An 18,528-nucleotide genomic window follows, 5' to 3' on the forward strand; every position below is an offset into this window, starting at 1 on the left:
CCCTCTTTGAGACATCAGCAAGGCGCCGCCCGTCAGTCATTGACGGCCACCGCATCGGCTGTGTCGAGATATGCCGCGAGCTTGGCCCGGTCATGCCATCCAAGATCGGCAGTCTTGCCCATCAGCTCGGCCGGAACCTTCCAGCCGGGATCGACGCCTCTCATGTCTGGCAGTTCATGGGCGATGCCCTTGTGGCAATCGATGCAGGTCGCCTTGCCAGGCAGCAGGTAACGCGTGTGGATCTCGGCAGCGCGCACGGTCTGTTTCGTCAGGTCCATGGCACCCATCGAGTGGCAGTTGCGGCATTCCAGGCTGTCATTGGCCTTCAGCCGCGCCCATTCGTGCTGGGCGAGTTCCAGCCGCTTGTCGAGGAATTTTTCGCGCGTGTTGATCGTCCCGAATATCTTGCCCCAGACCTCCTTCGACGCCTGCATCTTGCGGGCGATCTTGTTGGTCCATTGGTGCGGCACATGACAATCCGGGCATGTGGCGCGAACGCCCGAGCGGTTGGAGAAGTGAACCGTGCGGCTGAGCTCCTCATAGACGTTCGTCCGCATTTCATGGCAGCCGGTGCAGAAAGCCTCGGTGTTGGTCACCTCGAGCGCCGTGTTGAACGCGCCCCAGAACATGACCCCGCCGACGAAGCCGCCAAGCGTCAGGAAAGCCAGGCTGAGTGTCGCGGCCCGGGTGCTCAGCAAGCGCCAGCACCAGAGGACTATCGCTTTGATCCTGCCGGTCATTGCTCGCTTCCCGCAGGCTTGAAGCCCAGCTCGCTCATGTCCTTGAAACTGTTCGGAACCAGCGGCTTCGCATCCGCCTGCGGCACATGGCAGGCGGTGCAGAAATATCGACGCGGCGAGACGTCGGCCAGCATCTGCCCCTCGCGGGTCATGTAGTGGGTGACGCTGATCATCGGCGCGCCCGAGCCTTCCGTCAGCTCGCGCCGATGGCAGGACAGACAGCGATTGGTATTGACGGTCAGCTGGTAGCCCTCGATCGAATGCGGGATGATCGGAGGCTGGTCCGGATAGTTCCGCATCTTCCTGATGTCATCGACGACCCATTTGGGAACTGGTTTGGCCTCCTTGCTCTCCATCGGGTTTTCGTTGCCGGACAGCGAGGGCACCATCTGCGCCAGCGTGACGGTGCCGGTCAGCATAAGAAGAGCGACGGCCACGATCGCCCGGATGCGCCGCGTGATCAAGCGACGGCCAATCACGCGACCGGAAGAATCTTGACTGCGCATTTTTTGAAATCCGTCTGCTTGGAGATGGGGTCGGTGGCGTCGAGCGTGACCTTATTGATCAGCTGGCTGGCGTCGAACCACGGAACGAAGATCACGCCATGCGGCATGCGGTTGCGCCCGCGAATTTCCACGCGGCTGATGATCTCGCCGCGCCGTGACTGGATGCGCACTTCCGCACCCTGATTGATGCCCATTTTCCGGGCGTCGTCGCCGTTCATGAAACAGCGCGCGCCGGGAAAGGCCCGGTAGAGTTCGGGAACGCGCATCGTCATCGAGCCGGAATGCCAGTGTTCCAGTACGCGGCCCGTCACGAGCCAGAAATTGAACTCGTCATCGGGCGACTCGGCGGGCGGCTCGTAGGGCACAGCCAGGATGACCGCGCGGCCGTCCTTCTGCCCGTAGAATTTCAGCCCCTCGCCCGGCTTGACATAGGGGTCGTAGCCTTCGCGGTATCGCCAGCGCGTCTCCTTGCCATCGACGACGGGCCAGCGCAGGCCGCGCACCTGATGGTACATGTCATAGGGCGCCAGATCGTGCCCATGCCCGCGGCCGAAATGGGCATATTCCTCGAACAGCCCCTTCTGGATGTAGAAGCCGAAAGCCTTGGCCTCGCGGTTCTCGTACTCGGGCGAAACCTCCGACAGGGGAAATTCGTCGACGGTGCCGTTCTGGTAGAGCACCTGGTAGAGCGTCTTTCCCTTGTACTCGGGGTTCTTGTCGAGGATTTCGGCAGGCCAGACCTCGTCGGTGGTGAAGCGTTTCGAAAATTCCACCAGCTGCCAGAGATCGGAGCGGGCTTCGCCCGGAGCGTTCACCAGCTGGTGCCAGACATGCGTGCGCCGTTCGGCATTGCCGTAGGCACCCTCCTTCTCCACCCACATGGCGGCCGGCAGCACCAGATCGGCGCTCATGGCGGTCACGGTCGGATAGGCGTCCGAGACGACGATGAAATTGTCCGGATTGCGATATCCCTTATAGGTCTCGTTGCTGGTGTTCGGCGCGGCCTGGACGTTGTTGTTGACCTGCACCCAGTAGAAATTCAGCTTGCCGTCATGCAGCATGCGGTCCTGCTCGACAGCGTGATACCCGGGCTTGTCCGGCAGCAGTCCCTCCGGCAGCTTCCAGATTTCCTCGGCATGCTTGCGATGCTCCGGATTGGTGACGACCATGTCGGCCGGGAGACGATGAGCAAACGTGCCGACCTCGCGGGCCGTGCCGCAGGCAGACGGCTGTCCCGTCAGCGAGAACGGGCTGTTGCCCGGCTCGGAGATCTTTCCGGTGAGCAGATGCAGGTTATAGACCATCTGGTTGGCCCAGACGCCGCGCACATGCTGGTTGAAGCCCATGGTCCAGAGCGACATGACCCTGGTCTTGGGATCGGCATAGAGTTCGGCGAGCTGTTCCAGGAAGGCGCTGTCGACGCCTGAGAGCTCGACCGCCTTCTCGAGCGTGTATTCGGAGACCATCTGCTTGAATGCCTCGAAATCGATCGGCTCCATCTTGGCGGCGTCCGCGACACCCTTGGCCTTCAATTCCAGCGGATTGTCGGCACGCAGTCCGTAGCCGATATCGGTCGTGCCCTTCATGAACTTGGTATGTTTGTCGACGAAATCCTGGTTGACGCGGCCGGTCTGGATGATGTGGTTTGCAATGTAGTTCAGGATGGCGAGGTCCGAACCGGGCTTGAAGATCAAGGGGATATCGGCGAGGTCCATGCTGCGATGCGTGAAGGTGGAGAGCACTGCGACCTTCACATGCTCGTGCCCGAGCCGCCGGTCGGCAACGCGCGTCCAGAGGATCGGATGCATCTCGGCCATGTTCGAACCCCAGAGCACGAAAGCGTCCGCGTTTTCGAAATCGTCGTAGCACCCCATCGGCTCGTCCATGCCGAAAGTGCGCATGAAGGCGACCGCTGCCGAAGCCATGCAGTGGCGCGCATTGGGATCGAGATTGTTGGAGCGGAAGCCCGCCCGCATCAGCTTCGTCGCGGCATAGCCTTCGAAGATGGTCCATTGGCCGGAGCCGAACATGCCGAGCGCCGTTGGCCCCTTCTCCTTCAGCACGCGCTTGGCCTGCGCCGCCATCACGTCGAAGGCTTCTTCCCAGGTGACGGGTTCGAACTCGCCGTCCTTGGCGTAGACGCCGTCCCGCTTGCGCAAGAGCGGGCTCGTCAGCCGGTCCTTGCCGTACATGATCTTGGAGAGGAAATAGCCCTTGACGCAGTTGAGGCCGCGGTTGACCTCGGCCTCCATGTCGCCATGGGTAGCGACGACCTGGTTCTCCTTCACGCCGACCATGACGCCGCAGCCGGTGCCGCAGAAGCGGCACGGCGCCTTCGACCATTTGATCTCCAGCGCCGCCACTCCGCCGGGCACCGACTGCGCCGAAGCGGGCGCTGCGATGCCGGCTGTCGCAGCCGCGATTGCCGCCGCCTGCGCCTTCAGGAGATCACGCCGCGTCAGTTCGGTCGTCATCGATTGCCTCCTCGATATCCAATGCCTGTTCGAAAACCATGTGGGCGGCGAGCACGCCATCCATCCCCGAAATGCCGATCAGCTTTTCCCCGAGCACGCCCGAATGCGGCCCCTCGATCACGACGACGATCTTGCCCGGCGCCGTCGCGTGAACCTCGACCCCTTCGATATCCGCCAGACGCGCCGCGACATCTCCGGTCAGTTCCGGGCGGGTGACGACGACGGCGCTGGAGACGTGATGGCGGCTCTCAGGCATGGGCTGCCTCCCGCTGGTCGGGTTTCATCGCGATTGCATCGGCCGGACAGACCGCGATGCAGGCGCCGCATCCCGTGCAGGCATGCGCATCGAGCTCGGGAACGAACGGCCCGCCGAGCCGCGGCCAAAACCGGATGGCGCCTTCAGGACAGCTGTCGCGGCAGGCCTGACAGTCGACGTAATTATTGGCGAGGCACCCGTCATCGATAACGGCATGATGGGCAAAGCTGGCGGCAGGACCAGTCGGAAAGACGCTCTCGGGACATCGCTCCGCGCACTGGCCGCAAAAGGTGCATTCACCGAGCCTGAAATCCACGGTCGGAATACCAGAACGGATCGAAATGATCTTGGTCGGACAGGCATCGATGCAGGCGCCGCAGCCCGAACAGTTTTGAACAGATGTTTCAGTCGCTCCGGGAGGAAGTATCCCCCGGGGAGGAAGTGTCGCCCCGGGAGGCAAGATCGCAGCCGGATCTTGCGATGGCCTGCCGGTCAGAAAGCCGCGCCGGGTGCGCGTCGAGAGAACCATTGGAGATCCTCACTCTGCCGAGCCTGGAGGCGCCGGCCTGACATCATGCGGCCCCGGCGGCCCATAAACCACCTGGTACATCCAGACCAGAAAGCCATAACCGCCGACGACCCCGACGGCGAGAACGGGCCAAATCCCGAAAGCGAGCACGGCGAAGGTCAAAAGCTCGCGCCGGCGTTTCCGCCTGAACTCTCCAACGGAATCCGTGATTTGAGCCACAAAAACCTCCCCCCAGAGTTGCGAATTAGACTGCCACACTCCCCTATGCATGTCCAGCCGCCTTCATCTGCGGTCGCGACTTTTGAACGCGCTCACGACCGGGAATCGGGCACATGAGAACCTGTATCCTACGCTCGAACGGCAGTCCTTGACTGAGATCAAGGCGGGAAGCCGACCGGTTGGCGCCACCCGATTCGGGCCTGCCGGAGCGACATCCTTGCCATGCACCGCCCTTTCCGGCGCGCCATCGTTCCATGGAGAGCAATTGGGAAGGCAGGCGCCGCTTGCCGCGCGTGAAAACCATTTCCATCATTCCACTGTCGGATTGCCGTCCGTCCGGCCGTCTTCCAGACGATTGGATTAGGGACGGCAGATCAGGGAGAACGACCATGACGATTACCATCACCGCCTTCGAACGCTCGCCCGACCGAGGCAGGGGTCTTGCGCGCGACATGCGCGTTCGCTGGGCGCTCGAAGAAGCGGCGCAACCCTACGAGGTCCGCCTCGTTTCGTTCCAGGCGATGAGAGAGCCCGCTCATCTTGCGCTTCAGCCTTTCGGGCAAATCCCGACCTATGAGGACGGCGATCTCGCCCTCTTCGAATCCGGCGCGATCGTCCTGCATATCGCCAGCCACTATGCCGGCCTGCTGCCGGACGATAAAAACGCCCGCGCCCGCGCCATCGCCTGGATCTTTGCAGCGGTGAGCACGATGGAGCCCGTCATCGTCGACCGTGAGACCGCCCGATTCGAAGAGGGCAAGGAGAGCTGGTACGAAGAGCGCCTGGCCCACGTGGAAAGGCGCATCCGCAAGCGGCTCGGCGAACTCTCCGCCCGGCTTGGCGATGCCGACTGGCTGGACGGCCAATTCACCGCCGGCGACCTGCAGATGATCTCAGTGCTCTTGAGGCTGGAGGGATCATCCCTGCTGGAGGAGTATCCGAACCTTTGCGCCTATATCGCCCGCGGGAAGGAAAGGCCGGCGTACCAGCGCGCTTTCGAGGCGCAGAAGGCGGTGTTTTTGGCAGTGTCGGGTGGCGGGCAATCGTGATAGGGCCGATGGGCGGCGGGAGCCATGGCCGCTTTCCGCTAGCTATGGTCATGCGACCCGCGTGAACAGTTGCGCTCACATCCAAAAGCTGCTTTTTTGGCGGCGCAACCATAGGAAATTCTTTGCCGAACAGAATTCAATTTTTTGCCGCACTCATCACAGCGGTCGCGATGTCGTCTTTGGTCCGGGCTGATGGCGGTGCATGGAACAGAGAAACTTTCGAATACTACGCTTCTATCATTCGTAAACAGCCGGCGACCCATTCACGAATTATCCAAGCATGTACTGAGAATGGGTTGGCAGCGATGACCGACCGAGTACGGACAGAGGTCGAACGGAATAGCAAAATGCCTCCAGAGAAGGCAACTGCCGAGGTGTGCCGTCGCATGATCAAGGGAATTGCGTCCGGTGCTGTGAAATATGAGGCCTATCGAGCGTGGGCAGATGCGCCTGATGACAAGAGGGTAGCCTTTCCCGACTACACGTAAGGTTCGCTTCGGGCCGAAAGCGGATCCGCTCCCGAACCGTGAGGAGCAAGGGATACTCTGCCCTGCTCGGTTACCTCGTTCATTCCCAGGACCTGCAATTTCGGGTAGCCGTCCATGAGCCGCTCCCCTGATATCTGACAACACCTCTGCATGGCTTGGTTGAGGTGGTGGCAGACGAACGAGCGACGTGAGGCCCAAAGCCGTTCTAAGATCAGGGCTTTCGCAATCAGCGATCCTGGAATGAGCGATCCCTGGCTTCAATACGAAACTGCCGCGGCCCCAGAGTTCGGCCGTCCCGGGCGGCAAGCTGAAGCTTCTGCAAGGGCTGCGCGTTCAGGCTGTCCACGACTGCGTAATCGAGTTCCCCTGGGGCAAAGCAATGCTCCTCCCCCCACTGCCAGAGAGCGACGAGAACCACGCTCAGCTCATAGCCTTTCGGCGTCAGAACATAGAGATGGCTGAGCGCGGAGTCGGGGTCGGGCTCCACCGTAAAGATGCCCTCCTCCACAAGCTTTCGCAGGCGAACCGACAAGATGTTCTTTGCGAGCCCGAGGCTCTTCTGGAACTCGGAAAATCGCCGACGCCCCTTGAAAGCCTCCCTGACGATGAGGAGCGACCACCAATCGCCGACGGCCTGGAGGGAACGCGCGATCCCGCATTGAGCGTCCCCCATGTCAGTGCGTTTACCCTTCACCTACTCCGCCTTTCATCCAAATAATGGTTGCAAAGTTAAACCATTTTGAGGTAGATGTCGATAGGTTTCAAAGTTAAACCTTTTGCTCACCATGAACCGGAGGGTCTTGAAGTGACTGACCTATTGGATTTCGCAATCGAGGCGCACGGCGGCTGGCGGCGCTGGCAGCAGATCGAGCAATTGCATGCGCATATCAAAGTCGGCGGCGCGGTCTGGCATGTGAAGGGCTGGCCGGATGTCTATGCCGACATCCACACGTCGGTCTCCACCCGTCGTCCGCACACCGAATTCAGCCCTTTCCTGGAGGAAGGACAGCACTGCGTCTGGGAGCCGGAGCGAACGGCTGTGGTCGCAGACAGCGGCGAAATCATCGAGCAACGCGCAGCACCGCGCTCCTTCTTCGAAGGACACACGATCCCCACACCGTGGGACAGGCAGCACCTGATCTATTTCACCGGCTACGCCATGTGGACCTATCTGACGACGCCGTTCCTCTTCAGGCTTCCAGGTTTCGAAAGCGAAGAGATCGAGCCGTGGCAGGAAGAAGACGAAATCTGGCGCAGGCTGCGGGTGAAGTTCCCCTCGACCGTCCCCAGCCATTCCACGGTACAGACGTTCTACTTCGATGCGGACGGCCTCCTGCGGCGCCATGACTATAGCGTCGACATCATGGGCGGCACGAGAAGCGCCAACTATGCAAGCGACCACAGGAGCGTCGACGGTCTGACGATCCCGACGAAGCGCAGGGTTTATGCAACCGACGCGGACAACCGGCCCATCCTCGATCGGGTCGCCGTCTCGATCGATCTGCTCGAAATCGGCATCGAACCGCGGCCCGCTGCACCGGCAAGCGTCTGATCAGACGCTCAGCCGTCACGCCCCCTCGCCACCCATGCGGCGGTGTCGTGATCGGGATGCTGGTTGCTGCTCTTCTTGATCGCAGCCGCCCAGTCGGCGCCGTTGTTTTCAGTGGCGCCGGTATTTTCAATGCCCGTGATCGTATCGAACCACGCCACCATGTTCTCGGTGCAGGTATTGGCATGCGGCGGGAAAAGGTTGGGATTGTCGAGCGAACCGATCATCAGATTGGTGCGGCCGTTTTCGAGATGGTGGAAAAACAAGGGCGTCCCGCAATTGGCGCAGAAGCCGCGCTCGACAAGCTCCGAGCTCTTCCAGACATCAGGCTTGCCGCGTGTCCAGGTAAGCGCATCATCGGGCGCGGCGACGAGCGCCGCAAAGATGTTGCCCGAGGCTTTCTGGCACATGCGGCAATGGCAGAGATGCGAATTGTCGAGCATGGCGGTTGCGCGGTAGCGCACCGCACCGCACTGGCAGCCGCCGCTTACTTCCATCTCGATGCGTTTCAATTTTTCCTTCTCCCTCAAGCGGCGGTTCTGAGGTTTCTCTTTTAGGTTCACGTCTTTTGATCGTCCAGCAGAAGAATGGACCGGCCACACCGCTCGATGTCGTGCTTCTGCTGGCAGATCAGCCGGCTTGCGGGTCCGGTGCGGAAGGTGATGGAGATGGCGAGGCGGTCGCTGGTGTGACGGTAACGTACGGGTATGAACAGCGTCTGCTCTGCCGCTGGAAGGTGTCATAGCCAGATTGTCAGCGGCGATTTCCCGTGTTGTCATAGCGCAGCGTGGCCGCCTCGACCTTGTCGCCGTTGGCGGCTGCCCATGCACACAGTGCTTCAAACGGCTGCCGCAGCGAATGGCCGAGTGGAGTAATTGCATATTCCACGCCGATCGGCTGCGTCGGGAGTACCGTTCTCGTCACTAGGCCGTTCCGCTCGAGCCTCTTCAAAGCGTCGGCCAGAGCCTTGTGCGTGATCCCATCGAGACGCCGCTTGATCTCGTTGAAGCGCGAGGGTTTGGGGCAGATCACTGTCAGGATCAGGATCGTCCATTTGTCAGCGATCTTGTCGAGCACCGGGCGAACCCGTGCCATGTCGTCAAAGGCGCACTGAGAAAGTGCTTCCAGGTCGGTATACTCGTTCATATCTAGGCTACTTCAGGTGCGTAATTGATACCAGATATAGGACGTATATCATGACGAGACCATCAATTGAAAGGATTCACGATGGCTCGAATGAGTAACAAGGTTGCCCTGATCGTCGGGGGCGCCAAGGGTATCGGCTTGGCGATTGCAGAGCGGCTTTCTGCCGAAGGGGCGAAGGTCTTCATTACCAGTCGCAGACGTGAAGATGCCGAGAAGGCGGCCAAGGGTATCGGCCATGACGCGGTCGGCATTGCCGCCGATGCGAGTGTCCCCGAAGATATGGTGGAGGCTGTCGAAAAAGTGCGCAGAGCATTCGGCCGCATTGACGCGCTCGTATTGAATGCAGGCCTCTCCGAACCCGCGCAAATCGCCGACATAACGCCTGAACACTTCGACCGCCATTTCGGCGTCAACGTCCGCGGGATGGTTTTCGGCCTGCAGGCGGCTCTCCCCGCGATGACGGGAGGCGGATCCGTCGTCCTCGTCGGATCGATCGCCGATAGCGGGGGCTACGCTTCGTACGGAACCTATGCCGCCACCAAAGCAGCCGTCCGTTCCTATGCCCGAACCTGGACGGCAGAGCTCGCACCCAAGGGTATACGCGTCAACGTTGTTGCGCCCGGCCCAACGGATACGGAAATGATGGCTGCGGTTCCGGAAGACATGCGTGCAACGCTTGTCGCTCCGATCCCGATGGGGCGAATGGCGCGGCCTTCGGAAGTAGCTGCGGCCGCCTTGTTCTTGCTGAGCGACGAGGCGAGCTACATCGCCGGTGCCGAACTGTGCGTCGACGGCGGCTTGCGGCAGGTCTAAGATCCCGTCGAAACGCTGTACCCGACCTGATCGGGTCGGGTACAGCAAAAAGCGCTCGATGACAGACCGCTTCTATTTGTTCAAATCCTTCGCCATTTGCAGGTGATGCTCCAGCGCCGGGCGCGTCTTGGCGGCCCAGGCCTTCAGGTCGGCATTCTCGCCTTCCTCGCCGTAGCGCTTGAAGAGATCGACAGCATCCTCGTGGGCCTCTTCCTGGTCGGAATGATATTGCTTGGTGAAATCCTCGCCCTGCAGGCCCTTAAGCTTGTCGAGCATGGATTGCTGCCCCGATGTCATAGCCTGCGGGATCGTCGCCTTCACCTTGCCGCCGGAAACCAGCGCCTTCAATTCCTGCGTCGTCTTCTGGTGATCCTTGACCATCTGTTCTGCGAAAGCCTTGGTCGGTGCATCGGCGCGCTCGACCGCAAGCTTGCTGGATTCGATCTCGAACATGTCTGATGTCGCAGCTTCCGCCACGAAATCCTCCGTCTTCGGCGCAACGCCGAGGGCGGAATTGACACCGGTTTTTTCTGCCGCCGACTGAGCGAGCACGGGGGACGCGATCAGCATGGCAAGTCCGGCGATGAGGAAAGGCTTCATGATTGTTCTCCTGATTGGGGCGTCATCAGGCAACAATTCAGGCGGGTAAAAGTTCCTCTAGCCCGTCATAGAACTTCGAAGACATCGTAGTCGACCCCACCTGCACGCCGGCGCCTTGCGCAACCGCGACAATCTGGTTGAGCCACGCGCATTGACGGCAAGGCCGCTTTAATGCGTCAGCGATCCCTCATGCTCGCGCTCGGCCGCCGGCACGACGATGCCGGAATAGAGGATGGGGGATCCGCTCTGATCGCGAAAGGCGCGACCGAAGGCGGCGACCATCCGGTATTGCCCGTCCCTGCCCTGCACACGATAGGTATTCTGCTGTGCGATATCGGCAACGAGCACTTCGGAGATCTTCTTTGCCAGTTGCGGCCGGTCATCGGGGTGGACACGCGCAAGATAATCTGCCAGCGGCAGGCCGCGCACCGTGGCGGCAGCGTCGAGGCCGAAAAGTTCGGCGAGCGCGCTGTCGGCGAAGACGAGGTTCCTGACGATATCCCAGGTATAGATCCCCGCATCGCAGGCTGCTTCCTCGAATATCTCGAACGAATGAACGGATTGCCCAGTCATTGCCTGCATGTTCCCGCTATTATTATAGTAGAAACTAAAGATTTGGCGGATAACTTCAAGGCAGCATTGACCGCAATGCTGCGAGGCCGCCAGCGCATTCAGACCGCGACGTTGAGATGATGCCGTGTTTTCGCGCCCGACCTTTGTGACTTGCGACGAATGGCACGGCCAGAATTGGCGCAGGTTCGCTTCTGTTTCAGAATCGGCGATCGTAAATGATGACGCAATCTGGCATTCTGGGTCACGATCATTGACCGGAGGGTACGACATGAGCGATCCCCAAGAACACAACCCGTTTGATGGCCCTCAGATGCAGGGAGCGCATTACCAGCGCGCCGATATGTCAGGCGCTAATTTCGATGGCGTAAACCTGGCGGACGCACGGTTTTACGCTGTTTTGACCAAGGCAAGATTCACCGACACCAATTTAAGCGAAGCGGTTTTTGACGATATCACCCTTGCGGACGCGCGCTTTAATAACGTCAATCTGTCTGGAGCCGCCATCACGAATGCAAACCTGTCGCGACTGACCATAAGCGGCGTCACGTTGGCAGATTCAGACATCAAAGATGCCGATTTGACTGGGATGCGGATCAACGGCGTTCTCGTAACCGATCTATTCATGGCCTATGAACAGGCGAAGGCCTGAAAGCCATACTCCCGAGTTAATGCATGAAGTCGCAAATATCCTGCAGACCGTCTGAAAACCCATCAGGACCCGCACTGAGGGTTTTGGGACGGTCTGCCTGAGTTTCGCGACAGATCGGCAAAGCCAGGGAACGTGCGCGGTCAGTTTACCTCGCTCAGCCCAACCCTTCCTCGGCAAGGGCCTGCGTCACTGATGGCAGCGTTCGCATATGCGCGAGGAACCTGCCGAGCGCATCCGGCAATTCGACGCCGCTCTTCGGCGCAACCATCAACACCCAGAACAGGTAGCAGTCGGCAATCGTCATCTCGTCGCTGACAAGGAATGTCTTGCCGCCCATCTGCTCGGCAAGAATTGCGAAGGCCTGCGCGAGTTTTTCGCGTGCTCGCTCCTTCTTGAGCTCGGAGAAATCCCTGAAGAAAGGCTGGTACCTTGAATGAATCTCGGAGGACATGAAGGCGAGCGCCTCGAGCGCGCGCCAACGCACGATGCCGTCCTTTGGCAGGAGCTTGCCGCTCTTCTCGGCGATATAGGCGAGGATCACCTGGTTCTCCGTCAGGACCGTTCCGTCCTCGAGTTCAAGCGTCGGAATATAGCCCTTGGGATTGATCGACAGGAAATCGCGGCCATCCTCCGTCGTCTTGTCATGCCTGATGCTGATCAGCCGGTAGGAAAGCCCGGCCTCGATGAGCGCGATATGATCGGCCACGCTGCAGGCGCCGGGATAGTAGAAGAGGTTCATGGTGGTCTCCTGGTGGCGACCCATCCCGCATTTCGTCTGCGGGAGAAGGTCTGGAACGTTGACCACAGCCATTTATGAGACCTAAAATTGTCCGTCAAAAGCATATCTTTGGGAGCAGGTCAGATGGATGTGACTGCGAGACCCGCAGCGGCCGACTGCAGGGCTGTCAGCGAGATCCTGAGCCGGGTCGGCGACAAGTGGACGATCCAGGTGGTCGTCGCCCTTCGGCTGGGGGCGCTGCGCTTCAACGGGCTCAAACGGCAGGTCGGCGGCATTTCGCAGCAGATGCTGACGCGGACGCTGAAGACGCTGGAGCGCGACGGCATGATCGAAAGAACCGTTCACCCCAGCACCCCGCCGCAGGTCGAGTACAGGCTGACCCCGCTCGGCCATTCCCTGTCGGAAACCGTGCGCCAGCTGGCCGACTGGGCGGCAGCGCATACGGAAAACATCTGGGAAAACCGCCTGCGCTACGACACCGATCACCCATGACACGATCCGCGCCGTCCGGTGGCTAAAAGCGCAAGATCGGTCGAGCGCGTCACGCCTGCCCGCGCTTAGTTGGTGCTGCCACGGAGAACACGCAACGATGAAGGCAGCGCTTCGAAACTACCATGCCCGGATGCAGCGGGTGCTGGATTACATAGACCGGCATCTGGACGACGATCTGGACCTGGACGCTTTAAGCGCCATCGCAGCCTTCTCGAAATTCCACTTTCACCGGCAGTTCTCGGCGACCTTCGGCCTGTCGGTGCATCGCTACGTCCAGCTCGCCCGTCTGAAGCGCGCGTCGCACCGGCTGGCTGCAAACGCCGGCGAGAGCGTCACCGACATAGCGATGGACGCCGGGTACGGTGCGCCCGATGCCTTCGCCCGCGCCTTTCGGCAACGGTTCGGGCAATCGCCTTCGTCGTTCCGGAAATCGCCCGACTGGGCTCCGTGGCTTGCGGCCTTCGGGCCTCTTGAAAACGCAAGGAGCAAGCTGATGCAGATAATCTACGAAGAAGACGACGTGACGATCCGCGATGTGCCTGAAACGCCCGTTGCGATCCTGGAGCATCGGGGCGACCGGGCAAACCTCGGCGCCAGCATCGAGCGCTTCATCGCCTGGCGCAAGGCCGCCGGCCTGTCACCCGAGACGAGCCCGACCTTCAATATCTTCCGTTCTCCGAGGATGCCTGCAAACCCCGCCGATTACAGCATGGATCTGTGCGTCGGGACAGACAGGGCGATCGATGCCGATGACAAGGTGATGAAATCAGGCATGATACCGGGCGGGCGCTGCGCGGTCATCCGCGTTGTCAATGATACCCACAATCTGGAGCCCGCCGCCCTCTACCTCTATCGCGACTGGCTGCCGGCGAGCGGCGAGGAAGCGCGCGATTTCCCGATCTATTGCCAGCGGCATTTTTCCTTCTTCCCCGACGGGCCGATCCATGAGGTCGTCGTGGAACTGTTCCTGCCGCTGAAATAGCGCGCTGCGACGGCGGCCCGCCCTTCCGATACCTGCGACGGACGGGCCGGCTCGCGCGATTATCGCCACCGCGCCTCGCATCCGGCTTTCCCGGCCGCCCGCCTTCCCTTACAATCCCTTCCGGATAAAGAGGAGTCCACCATGAGCGAAGACGCCTTCAATATGTCGATCCGCAAGTTCCTGAAGGAAGTCGGCGTGACCTCGCAGCGCAAGATCGAGGAGACGGTGCGCGACGGGCAGATCGGCGGCAAAAGGCTGAAGGTCCGCATGACGCTGACGGCGGAAGGCGCTGCCCTCCACCACGTGGTCGAGGGCGAAATCGAGCTCCCCTAAAAGCATGTCGCGCAAAAGTGTGCAGCGGTTTTGCGACAACGACATGCGTAAAACAAAGACCTAAAGCGCAGCGAGCGGATCTGAAAGATCGCGACGCGCTTTAGGCAGGCGAACGACGCGACAGAAGCACCGCGCTACGTTAGCCGATCCTCACCTATAGTAAGGCGAGACGCACGCCTGCCGCGGGCCGTAATAGGGCTGGAACGTGTTGTCGTAAGCCCGGTAGGACCGGTAGCGCGCATAGCACCAGCGCACATGCGCATTGCCGCCATAGTAGGCGCGGCGATAAACGCGCGGCGCGTAGTATCGCGGCGCATAATAGCGCGGTGCGTAGTAGCGTGGCGCGTAATAGCGTGGCGCGTAATAGCGCGTCGAGCCGTAATAGTACGGACCGTAATAGCCGGAACCGTAGTAGCCACGATCATAATAGTCGGAGCCATAATATCTGGGCTGCGACAGCGCTCCACCGATGATCAAGCCTGTGGCCAGGCCGCCGAGCGCCCAGCCCCAGTCGTCGCCGCCATGGTGGCGGCGATGGTAGCCGCCATAATAGCCGCCATAATAGCCGCCACGGTGACGCACCGGCTGCGCCTGCAGCGCCTCGACCTCAGGGGCGGCAATGGTGGGAAACGCCTCGGCCGGCAGCGCGCTCGTCAGCGCCGACACCAGCGATAGGGCAATGATTGAGAGCCTCTTCATTGGCTTCACCTCCGTCTACATCGCCGCACCTCATTATAGCGCGGAAAAGATCGCGTGGCACTTAATTTTCAAGCCGGCGACGGTATTCCAGTAAGGCTGACCGAGGGCGCCGTGCGTCCGTTCGGACGCACAAAGGACGCTCGGCACTTTGAACTTACGCATTGGGCTTTCCGAAAACCGGTTCCGATTTTCGGGCCGATGCTGTCGTCGCCATTTCCCGCGGCGCGCTGCGCTGCTCACCCGCTCCTCTAACCCGAATGCAGCATTGACGGCCAGCCGCTCCGGCATAGAATCGCTTGAGGGTCGATCGCATCGGGCTGGGGCTGGCGCATCTTGAGGAGGGTGCCATGCAGAAAACCGATATGCAGAAATCCGATATGCAGCAACCTGACATGCAGAAAGTCGACGCGCTTGTCGGTCGCCTCGTGGGCGATCTCGGGGCCAGCGTGTCGGGCGTTCTCGTCGTGCTCGGCGATCATCTCGGCCTGTTCCGAGCGATGATGGACGGGCGGCCGCGCTCCTCCATGGAGCTGGCGGAAACGACCGGGCTTGCCGAGCGCAACGTGCGCGAGTGGCTGGCTGCCATGGCGGCTGCCGATTACATCACCTACCACGAGGCTTCCAAAAAATTCGCCATGACGCCCGAGCAGGCGCTGGTTTTGGCCAATGAGGACAGCCCCGCCTTTTTCGGCGGCGCCTTCGAAATCGTGCAGTCCATGTGGATGGACGAGCCGAAGGTGGAGGATGCCTTCAAAACGGGGCGCGGCCTTGGCTGGCATGAGCACAGCACCTGCCTGTTCCGCGGCACCGAGCGCTTCTTCCGGCCGGGCTATAACAGCCATCTCGTGACCGAGTGGATCCCGGCGCTCAAGGGTGTGAAGGAAAAGCTCGAACGCGGCGCTGAAGTCGCCGATATCGGCTGCGGCCACGGCGCCTCGACGATCCTGATGGCGCAGGCCTTCCCGAAGTCGCATTTCCACGGCTTCGACTATCACGGCCCGTCGATCGAGCGGGCGAAACGCGCCGCCAAGGAGGCGGGTGTCGACGACCGGGTGACCTTCAGCAAGGCTTCGGCCAAGGAATTCCCCGCCGGCAACTACGATCTCGTCGCCATGTTCGACTGCCTGCACGACATGGGCGACCCTGTCGGCGCCGGCCGGCATATCCGCGAGACCATGGCCAAGGACGGCACCTGGATGATCGTAGAGCCCTTCGCCCATGACGGCCTGAAAGACAATCTCAACCCCGTCGGTCGCGTCTATTACGGCGCCTCGGCAATGATCTGCACGCCTGCCTCCATGGCCCAGGAAGTCGGCCTCGGGCTCGGCGCGCAGGCGGGCGAGATGAAGCTGCGCAAGGTGGCGATGGATGCCGGATATCACCATTTCCGCCGCGCGAGCGAAACGCCTTTCAACATGGTGTTTGAAGTGCGGGCCTGAATGGGTTTCTACGGCGCACAGGTTCGCGCAAGAGGGCCAGAGGGTGGCGCCCGGAGCCCCCTCATCCGCCCTTCGGGCACCTTCTCCCCGCCGGGGAGAAGGGGGAGCCAACACGGCGGCAACGACACCCCTTCTCCCCCAATGGGAGAAGGTGCCCGAAGGGCGGATGAGGGGGCCACGGGCGCATACCTTGCTGATTTTCTGATCAAGCATGGGAGAGCGGACGGGGGACCGCGAGACGCCTGTGAACAGGTACAGGGATGGGCAGAGCGGTAGATGGCCAGCGGCGCAAGCTCGGCGAACTCCGGAGGCCTCGATACCTCACGCAAATTCACGACGCCTTACCACAATTAACTCGTCCTGGAGCTTCGTCAGGCGTAGCAATCGATCGGAAGCTCTGCCGAAACTAGATCGAGGCCAGCCACCACACACGCCTCCCTGCGTGGCGGCGCTCATCACCGAGGCTGTCAACACTGATGGAGCCGGAAATGAACAAGCACGATTACGCACTGTCACGACGTGGTTTCTGCCTCTGCTGCCTCGGTGGAGCAACATTTGCCGCCTCTGGGGGATGGCTGACGCCAGCAGAGGTATTCGCCGCAGCGAAGAGTGTCGTCATCCAGTTCCGTGAGGCGGCGGCCGCGGCGGATATCAAGACCACCACGCTTCGCGGCGGGATCAGCGCGCTTTCCGGTTCTGGAGGCAACATCGGCGTCCTCATCGGCGATGACGGCAAGCTGCTCGTCGACGCCGGGCTCACAGCTTCCCGTCCCAGGATCGAGAAAGCTCTGGCCGACCTCGGTCAACAGCCGATCAAGCACCTCATCAATTCGCACTGGCATTTCGACCACACCGATGGAAACGAGTGGCTCAATTCGGAGGGCGCCATGATCATGGCCCACCCGAACTCGCTCAAGCACCTGGCTGTCGCGACGCGCGTCGAGGACTGGAACTTCGATTTCCCTCCGTCGCCGAAGGGGGCGCTGCCGACAATGGTTATGAAGTCAGAGGAGGAGACGCTGAAGCAGAATGGCCAGACGATCACGCTGAAATACTACGGCCCCGCGCATACCGACAGCGACATCTCCGTGTTTTTCCAGGAAGCCAACGTCGTCCAGATGGGCGACACCTTCTGGAACGGCGTCTATCCCTTCATCGACTATTCGACGGGCGGCAGCATCGACGGGCAGATCCAGGCCGCTGAGGCGAACGTCAAGATGGTGGATGATCAGACGATCGTCATTCCCGGGCATGGAGAGATCGCAGGCAAGAAGGATCTCATCGCCTGGCGGGACATGCTCGTCGGAGTCAGGGAAAACGTCGCCAAGCTGAAGAAGGATGGTCGCAGCGCCGAAGACACAGTCGCCGCCAAGCCCACGGCGGAATGGGATCCCGTCTTCGGGAACTGGGCGATCTCGCCGGCGCTCTTCACCCGCCTTGTCTACGAAGGTGTGTGAACCGACACTCTCCGCGGCGGTGTATGGCTTCGGAAGTCCTCCCTCATGTCGACAGTCTATACTGCCCGGCATATAGCCGGTTCGGACCTGAAAAGACCCCTCCCCAACCCCTCCCCACAGGTGGGAGGGGCTGACTGGCGGCACCGCCTCGCTTCTCCTGAAACGCCGAAGATCTGAAAAGCGGGTGCGGGTTACACCCTTCCCCCTCATGGGGGTTTGGGGCGGGTTTTTCTATAAATTCGGAGGGACCTGTTCCTCTCTCTTCGGCCTCACGGCAAACCGCGCCGCGCCTGCCTGCGGGCGCGCCGTGCCGCTCGCATCCGAACTGAAGAGCATAGGAACCCTTCACGAAACCGCGAAACAATTCGCAAGCTGTTAAGTATTCATCCGAGAACATGCTGCAGAGTGGGAACTATAACCGGTCATGCCGGTTATATTCGCAGCAAAGGATACGGCCATGACCAAGGTCCTCAATTCACGCGCAATTATTATTTCCGCGGATCGTCTTGACGATTGCAAGGAATACCTCGGAACCGACGTCCACCAGCTGATCGACCATGCTCTGAGCGCCGGCTGGTCCATCGACGAGGTGGTCGTCGCACTCAGCGGCCTCGCAGAAGAAGAGATATCCGTGCCGGAGCGGGCAGTTACGTTCCATTGAAATCCGCAACGGACCGCCATCGTTTAGAAGGCCGGGGCTTTGAAACCCCGGCCTTTTCGTGACCGCTTCGGAAATGTGGCCTGCACCAAGATCGCTGCCTCATGAGCCGGACAGATCAGCTATCCGCCAGTCTCA

24 protein-coding genes are annotated in these 18,528 nt (G+C 60.9%); 11 read left to right on the plus strand and 13 right to left on the minus strand.

The genetic code is table 11. The features are described from left to right. Positions 1 to 32 precede the first annotated feature (32 nt). The 6 genes from JNB85_RS24605 to napE are packed head-to-tail and all read right to left on the minus strand — an operon-like array spanning position 33 to position 4,724. Positions 33 to 740, minus strand: coding sequence for a NapC/NirT family cytochrome c (locus tag JNB85_RS24605; RefSeq protein ID WP_220336904.1), 708 nt, complete (start codon positions 738 to 740; stop codon positions 33 to 35). Next, positions 737 to 1,246, minus strand: a complete 510-nt coding sequence (locus JNB85_RS24610; protein ID WP_220336905.1) for a nitrate reductase cytochrome c-type subunit — start codon at positions 1,244 to 1,246, stop codon at positions 737 to 739. The genes JNB85_RS24605 and JNB85_RS24610 overlap by 4 nt, the downstream gene beginning before the upstream one ends. Further along, on the minus strand, positions 1,216 to 3,720 hold the full coding sequence (gene napA / locus JNB85_RS24615) for a periplasmic nitrate reductase subunit alpha (protein WP_220336906.1): 2,505 nt from the start codon (positions 3,718 to 3,720) through the stop codon (positions 1,216 to 1,218). The genes JNB85_RS24610 and napA overlap by 31 nt, the downstream gene beginning before the upstream one ends. Further along, entirely contained in the window at positions 3,695 to 3,976 is a 282-nt protein-coding gene (locus JNB85_RS24620; protein ID WP_220336907.1) for a chaperone NapD, read from the minus strand. The genes napA and JNB85_RS24620 overlap by 26 nt, the downstream gene beginning before the upstream one ends. Further along, positions 3,969 to 4,505, minus strand: a complete 537-nt coding sequence (gene napF / locus JNB85_RS24625; protein WP_220336908.1) for a ferredoxin-type protein NapF — start codon at positions 4,503 to 4,505, stop codon at positions 3,969 to 3,971. The genes JNB85_RS24620 and napF overlap by 8 nt, the downstream gene beginning before the upstream one ends. Before the next feature lie 9 nt (positions 4,506 to 4,514). Then, on the minus strand, positions 4,515 to 4,724 hold the full coding sequence (napE, locus tag JNB85_RS24630) for a periplasmic nitrate reductase, NapE protein (RefSeq protein WP_338050354.1): 210 nt from the start codon (positions 4,722 to 4,724) through the stop codon (positions 4,515 to 4,517). Between the two features lie 389 nt (positions 4,725 to 5,113). Here napE and JNB85_RS24635 point away from each other — a divergent pair, with 389 nt between their 5' ends. Together JNB85_RS24635 and JNB85_RS24640 are read left to right on the plus strand one after the other, a co-directional pair. Beyond that, a complete protein-coding gene (locus JNB85_RS24635; protein ID WP_220336910.1) occupies positions 5,114 to 5,773 on the plus strand; it encodes a glutathione S-transferase family protein in 660 nt (219 codons plus the stop codon). A gap of 122 nt (positions 5,774 to 5,895) precedes the next feature. Then, positions 5,896 to 6,261 carry a hypothetical protein gene (locus JNB85_RS24640; RefSeq protein WP_220336911.1) on the plus strand — a complete coding sequence of 122 codons (366 nt, stop codon included), beginning with the start codon at positions 5,896 to 5,898 and terminating at the stop codon, positions 6,259 to 6,261. Positions 6,262 to 6,487: 226 nt separating this feature from the next. Here JNB85_RS24640 and JNB85_RS24645 read toward each other — a convergent pair whose 3' ends face one another. Next, on the minus strand, positions 6,488 to 6,955 hold the full coding sequence (locus JNB85_RS24645; protein WP_220336912.1) for a winged helix-turn-helix transcriptional regulator: 468 nt from the start codon (positions 6,953 to 6,955) through the stop codon (positions 6,488 to 6,490). A 111-nt stretch (positions 6,956 to 7,066) separates the two neighbouring features. Between JNB85_RS24645 and JNB85_RS24650 the strand changes: the two genes are divergently transcribed. Continuing rightward, on the plus strand, positions 7,067 to 7,813 hold the full coding sequence (locus JNB85_RS24650; RefSeq protein ID WP_220336913.1) for a hypothetical protein: 747 nt from the start codon (positions 7,067 to 7,069) through the stop codon (positions 7,811 to 7,813). 8 nt (positions 7,814 to 7,821) lie between these two features. Here the strand turns inward: JNB85_RS24650 and JNB85_RS24655 are convergent, their stop codons facing one another. After that, on the minus strand, positions 7,822 to 8,322 hold the full coding sequence (locus tag JNB85_RS24655; RefSeq protein WP_220336914.1) for a GFA family protein: 501 nt from the start codon (positions 8,320 to 8,322) through the stop codon (positions 7,822 to 7,824). A 241-nt stretch (positions 8,323 to 8,563) separates the two neighbouring features. Next, positions 8,564 to 8,956: a winged helix-turn-helix transcriptional regulator gene (locus tag JNB85_RS24660; RefSeq protein WP_220336915.1), complete on the minus strand. Its 393-nt coding sequence runs from the start codon at positions 8,954 to 8,956 to the stop codon at positions 8,564 to 8,566. A gap of 81 nt (positions 8,957 to 9,037) precedes the next feature. Between JNB85_RS24660 and JNB85_RS24665 the strand changes: the two genes are divergently transcribed. Beyond that, the gene (locus JNB85_RS24665; RefSeq protein ID WP_220336916.1) at positions 9,038 to 9,769 is read left to right on the plus strand and encodes an SDR family NAD(P)-dependent oxidoreductase; all 732 of its coding nucleotides are present in this window, start codon (positions 9,038 to 9,040) and stop codon (positions 9,767 to 9,769) included. 72 nt (positions 9,770 to 9,841) lie between these two features. Here JNB85_RS24665 and JNB85_RS24670 read toward each other — a convergent pair whose 3' ends face one another. Together JNB85_RS24670 and JNB85_RS24675 are read right to left on the minus strand one after the other, a co-directional pair. After that, positions 9,842 to 10,369 (minus strand): DUF4142 domain-containing protein, encoded by a 528-nt coding sequence (locus JNB85_RS24670; RefSeq protein WP_220336917.1) that lies wholly within the window; start codon positions 10,367 to 10,369, stop codon positions 9,842 to 9,844. A 168-nt stretch (positions 10,370 to 10,537) separates the two neighbouring features. Then, positions 10,538 to 10,942: a PAS domain-containing protein gene (locus JNB85_RS24675; RefSeq protein ID WP_220336918.1), complete on the minus strand. Its 405-nt coding sequence runs from the start codon at positions 10,940 to 10,942 to the stop codon at positions 10,538 to 10,540. Positions 10,943 to 11,210: 268 nt separating this feature from the next. Between JNB85_RS24675 and JNB85_RS24680 the strand changes: the two genes are divergently transcribed. Further along, the gene (locus tag JNB85_RS24680; protein WP_220336919.1) at positions 11,211 to 11,591 is read left to right on the plus strand and encodes a pentapeptide repeat-containing protein; all 381 of its coding nucleotides are present in this window, start codon (positions 11,211 to 11,213) and stop codon (positions 11,589 to 11,591) included. Between the two features lie 154 nt (positions 11,592 to 11,745). Here the strand turns inward: JNB85_RS24680 and JNB85_RS24685 are convergent, their stop codons facing one another. After that, on the minus strand, positions 11,746 to 12,330 hold the full coding sequence (locus JNB85_RS24685) for a glutathione binding-like protein (protein WP_220336920.1): 585 nt from the start codon (positions 12,328 to 12,330) through the stop codon (positions 11,746 to 11,748). Between the two features lie 123 nt (positions 12,331 to 12,453). Between JNB85_RS24685 and JNB85_RS24690 the strand changes: the two genes are divergently transcribed. The 3 genes from JNB85_RS24690 to JNB85_RS24700 all read left to right on the plus strand — a co-directional run bounded on the left by JNB85_RS24690 (position 12,454) and on the right by JNB85_RS24700 (position 14,137). Then, positions 12,454 to 12,822: a winged helix-turn-helix transcriptional regulator gene (locus JNB85_RS24690; protein WP_220336921.1), complete on the plus strand. Its 369-nt coding sequence runs from the start codon at positions 12,454 to 12,456 to the stop codon at positions 12,820 to 12,822. Between the two features lie 97 nt (positions 12,823 to 12,919). Beyond that, positions 12,920 to 13,804: an AraC family transcriptional regulator gene (locus tag JNB85_RS24695; protein ID WP_220336922.1), complete on the plus strand. Its 885-nt coding sequence runs from the start codon at positions 12,920 to 12,922 to the stop codon at positions 13,802 to 13,804. Positions 13,805 to 13,945: 141 nt separating this feature from the next. Then, the gene (locus JNB85_RS24700; RefSeq protein WP_183824247.1) at positions 13,946 to 14,137 is read left to right on the plus strand and encodes a DUF6494 family protein; all 192 of its coding nucleotides are present in this window, start codon (positions 13,946 to 13,948) and stop codon (positions 14,135 to 14,137) included. Positions 14,138 to 14,287: 150 nt separating this feature from the next. On the opposite strand, the gene JNB85_RS24705 is transcribed toward JNB85_RS24700, so the two are convergent. Continuing rightward, the gene (locus tag JNB85_RS24705; RefSeq protein WP_220336923.1) at positions 14,288 to 14,836 is read right to left on the minus strand and encodes a BA14K family protein; all 549 of its coding nucleotides are present in this window, start codon (positions 14,834 to 14,836) and stop codon (positions 14,288 to 14,290) included. 377 nt (positions 14,837 to 15,213) lie between these two features. On the opposite strand from JNB85_RS24705, the gene JNB85_RS24710 reads away from it, so the two are divergent. From JNB85_RS24710 to JNB85_RS24720, 3 genes are all read left to right on the plus strand, one after another. Next, complete coding sequence (locus tag JNB85_RS24710; protein WP_220337011.1) at positions 15,214 to 16,275, plus strand: class I SAM-dependent methyltransferase; 1,062 nt, start codon at positions 15,214 to 15,216, stop codon at positions 16,273 to 16,275. A gap of 488 nt (positions 16,276 to 16,763) precedes the next feature. After that, entirely contained in the window at positions 16,764 to 17,732 is a 969-nt protein-coding gene (locus tag JNB85_RS24715) for an MBL fold metallo-hydrolase (protein ID WP_220336924.1), read from the plus strand. Between the two features lie 457 nt (positions 17,733 to 18,189). Beyond that, the gene (locus tag JNB85_RS24720) at positions 18,190 to 18,393 is read left to right on the plus strand and encodes a hypothetical protein (RefSeq protein WP_220336925.1); all 204 of its coding nucleotides are present in this window, start codon (positions 18,190 to 18,192) and stop codon (positions 18,391 to 18,393) included. Positions 18,394 to 18,528 lie beyond the last annotated feature (135 nt).

The organism is Rhizobium mesosinicum (genome assembly GCF_019511345.1).
GTDB classification, from domain to species: domain Bacteria; phylum Pseudomonadota; class Alphaproteobacteria; order Rhizobiales; family Rhizobiaceae; genus Rhizobium; species Rhizobium mesosinicum.

Excerpts from the sequence above, each read along its gene's own strand:
- JNB85_RS24605 (WP_220336904.1), bottom strand. The coding sequence starts at position 740 with ATGACCGGCAGGATCAAAGCGATAGTCCTCTGGTGCTGGCGCTTGCTG.
- JNB85_RS24610 (WP_220336905.1), bottom strand. The coding sequence starts at position 1,246 with ATGCGCAGTCAAGATTCTTCCGGTCGCGTGATTGGCCGTCGCTTGATC.
- napA (WP_220336906.1), bottom strand. The coding sequence starts at position 3,720 with ATGACGACCGAACTGACGCGGCGTGATCTCCTGAAGGCGCAGGCGGCG.
- JNB85_RS24620 (WP_220336907.1), bottom strand. The coding sequence starts at position 3,976 with ATGCCTGAGAGCCGCCATCACGTCTCCAGCGCCGTCGTCGTCACCCGC.
- napF (WP_220336908.1), bottom strand. The coding sequence starts at position 4,505 with ATGGTTCTCTCGACGCGCACCCGGCGCGGCTTTCTGACCGGCAGGCCA.
- JNB85_RS24635 (WP_220336910.1), top strand. The coding sequence starts at position 5,114 with ATGACGATTACCATCACCGCCTTCGAACGCTCGCCCGACCGAGGCAGG.
- JNB85_RS24660 (WP_220336915.1), bottom strand. The coding sequence starts at position 8,956 with ATGAACGAGTATACCGACCTGGAAGCACTTTCTCAGTGCGCCTTTGAC.
- JNB85_RS24665 (WP_220336916.1), top strand. The coding sequence starts at position 9,038 with ATGGCTCGAATGAGTAACAAGGTTGCCCTGATCGTCGGGGGCGCCAAG.
- JNB85_RS24670 (WP_220336917.1), bottom strand. The coding sequence starts at position 10,369 with ATGAAGCCTTTCCTCATCGCCGGACTTGCCATGCTGATCGCGTCCCCC.
- JNB85_RS24675 (WP_220336918.1), bottom strand. The coding sequence starts at position 10,942 with ATGACTGGGCAATCCGTTCATTCGTTCGAGATATTCGAGGAAGCAGCC.
- JNB85_RS24680 (WP_220336919.1), top strand. The coding sequence starts at position 11,211 with ATGAGCGATCCCCAAGAACACAACCCGTTTGATGGCCCTCAGATGCAG.
- JNB85_RS24685 (WP_220336920.1), bottom strand. The coding sequence starts at position 12,330 with ATGAACCTCTTCTACTATCCCGGCGCCTGCAGCGTGGCCGATCATATC.
- JNB85_RS24690 (WP_220336921.1), top strand. The coding sequence starts at position 12,454 with ATGGATGTGACTGCGAGACCCGCAGCGGCCGACTGCAGGGCTGTCAGC.
- JNB85_RS24695 (WP_220336922.1), top strand. The coding sequence starts at position 12,920 with ATGAAGGCAGCGCTTCGAAACTACCATGCCCGGATGCAGCGGGTGCTG.
- JNB85_RS24700 (WP_183824247.1), top strand. The coding sequence starts at position 13,946 with ATGAGCGAAGACGCCTTCAATATGTCGATCCGCAAGTTCCTGAAGGAA.
- JNB85_RS24705 (WP_220336923.1), bottom strand. The coding sequence starts at position 14,836 with ATGAAGAGGCTCTCAATCATTGCCCTATCGCTGGTGTCGGCGCTGACG.
- JNB85_RS24710 (WP_220337011.1), top strand. The coding sequence starts at position 15,214 with ATGCAGCAACCTGACATGCAGAAAGTCGACGCGCTTGTCGGTCGCCTC.
- JNB85_RS24715 (WP_220336924.1), top strand. The coding sequence starts at position 16,764 with ATGAACAAGCACGATTACGCACTGTCACGACGTGGTTTCTGCCTCTGC.
- JNB85_RS24720 (WP_220336925.1), top strand. The coding sequence starts at position 18,190 with ATGACCAAGGTCCTCAATTCACGCGCAATTATTATTTCCGCGGATCGT.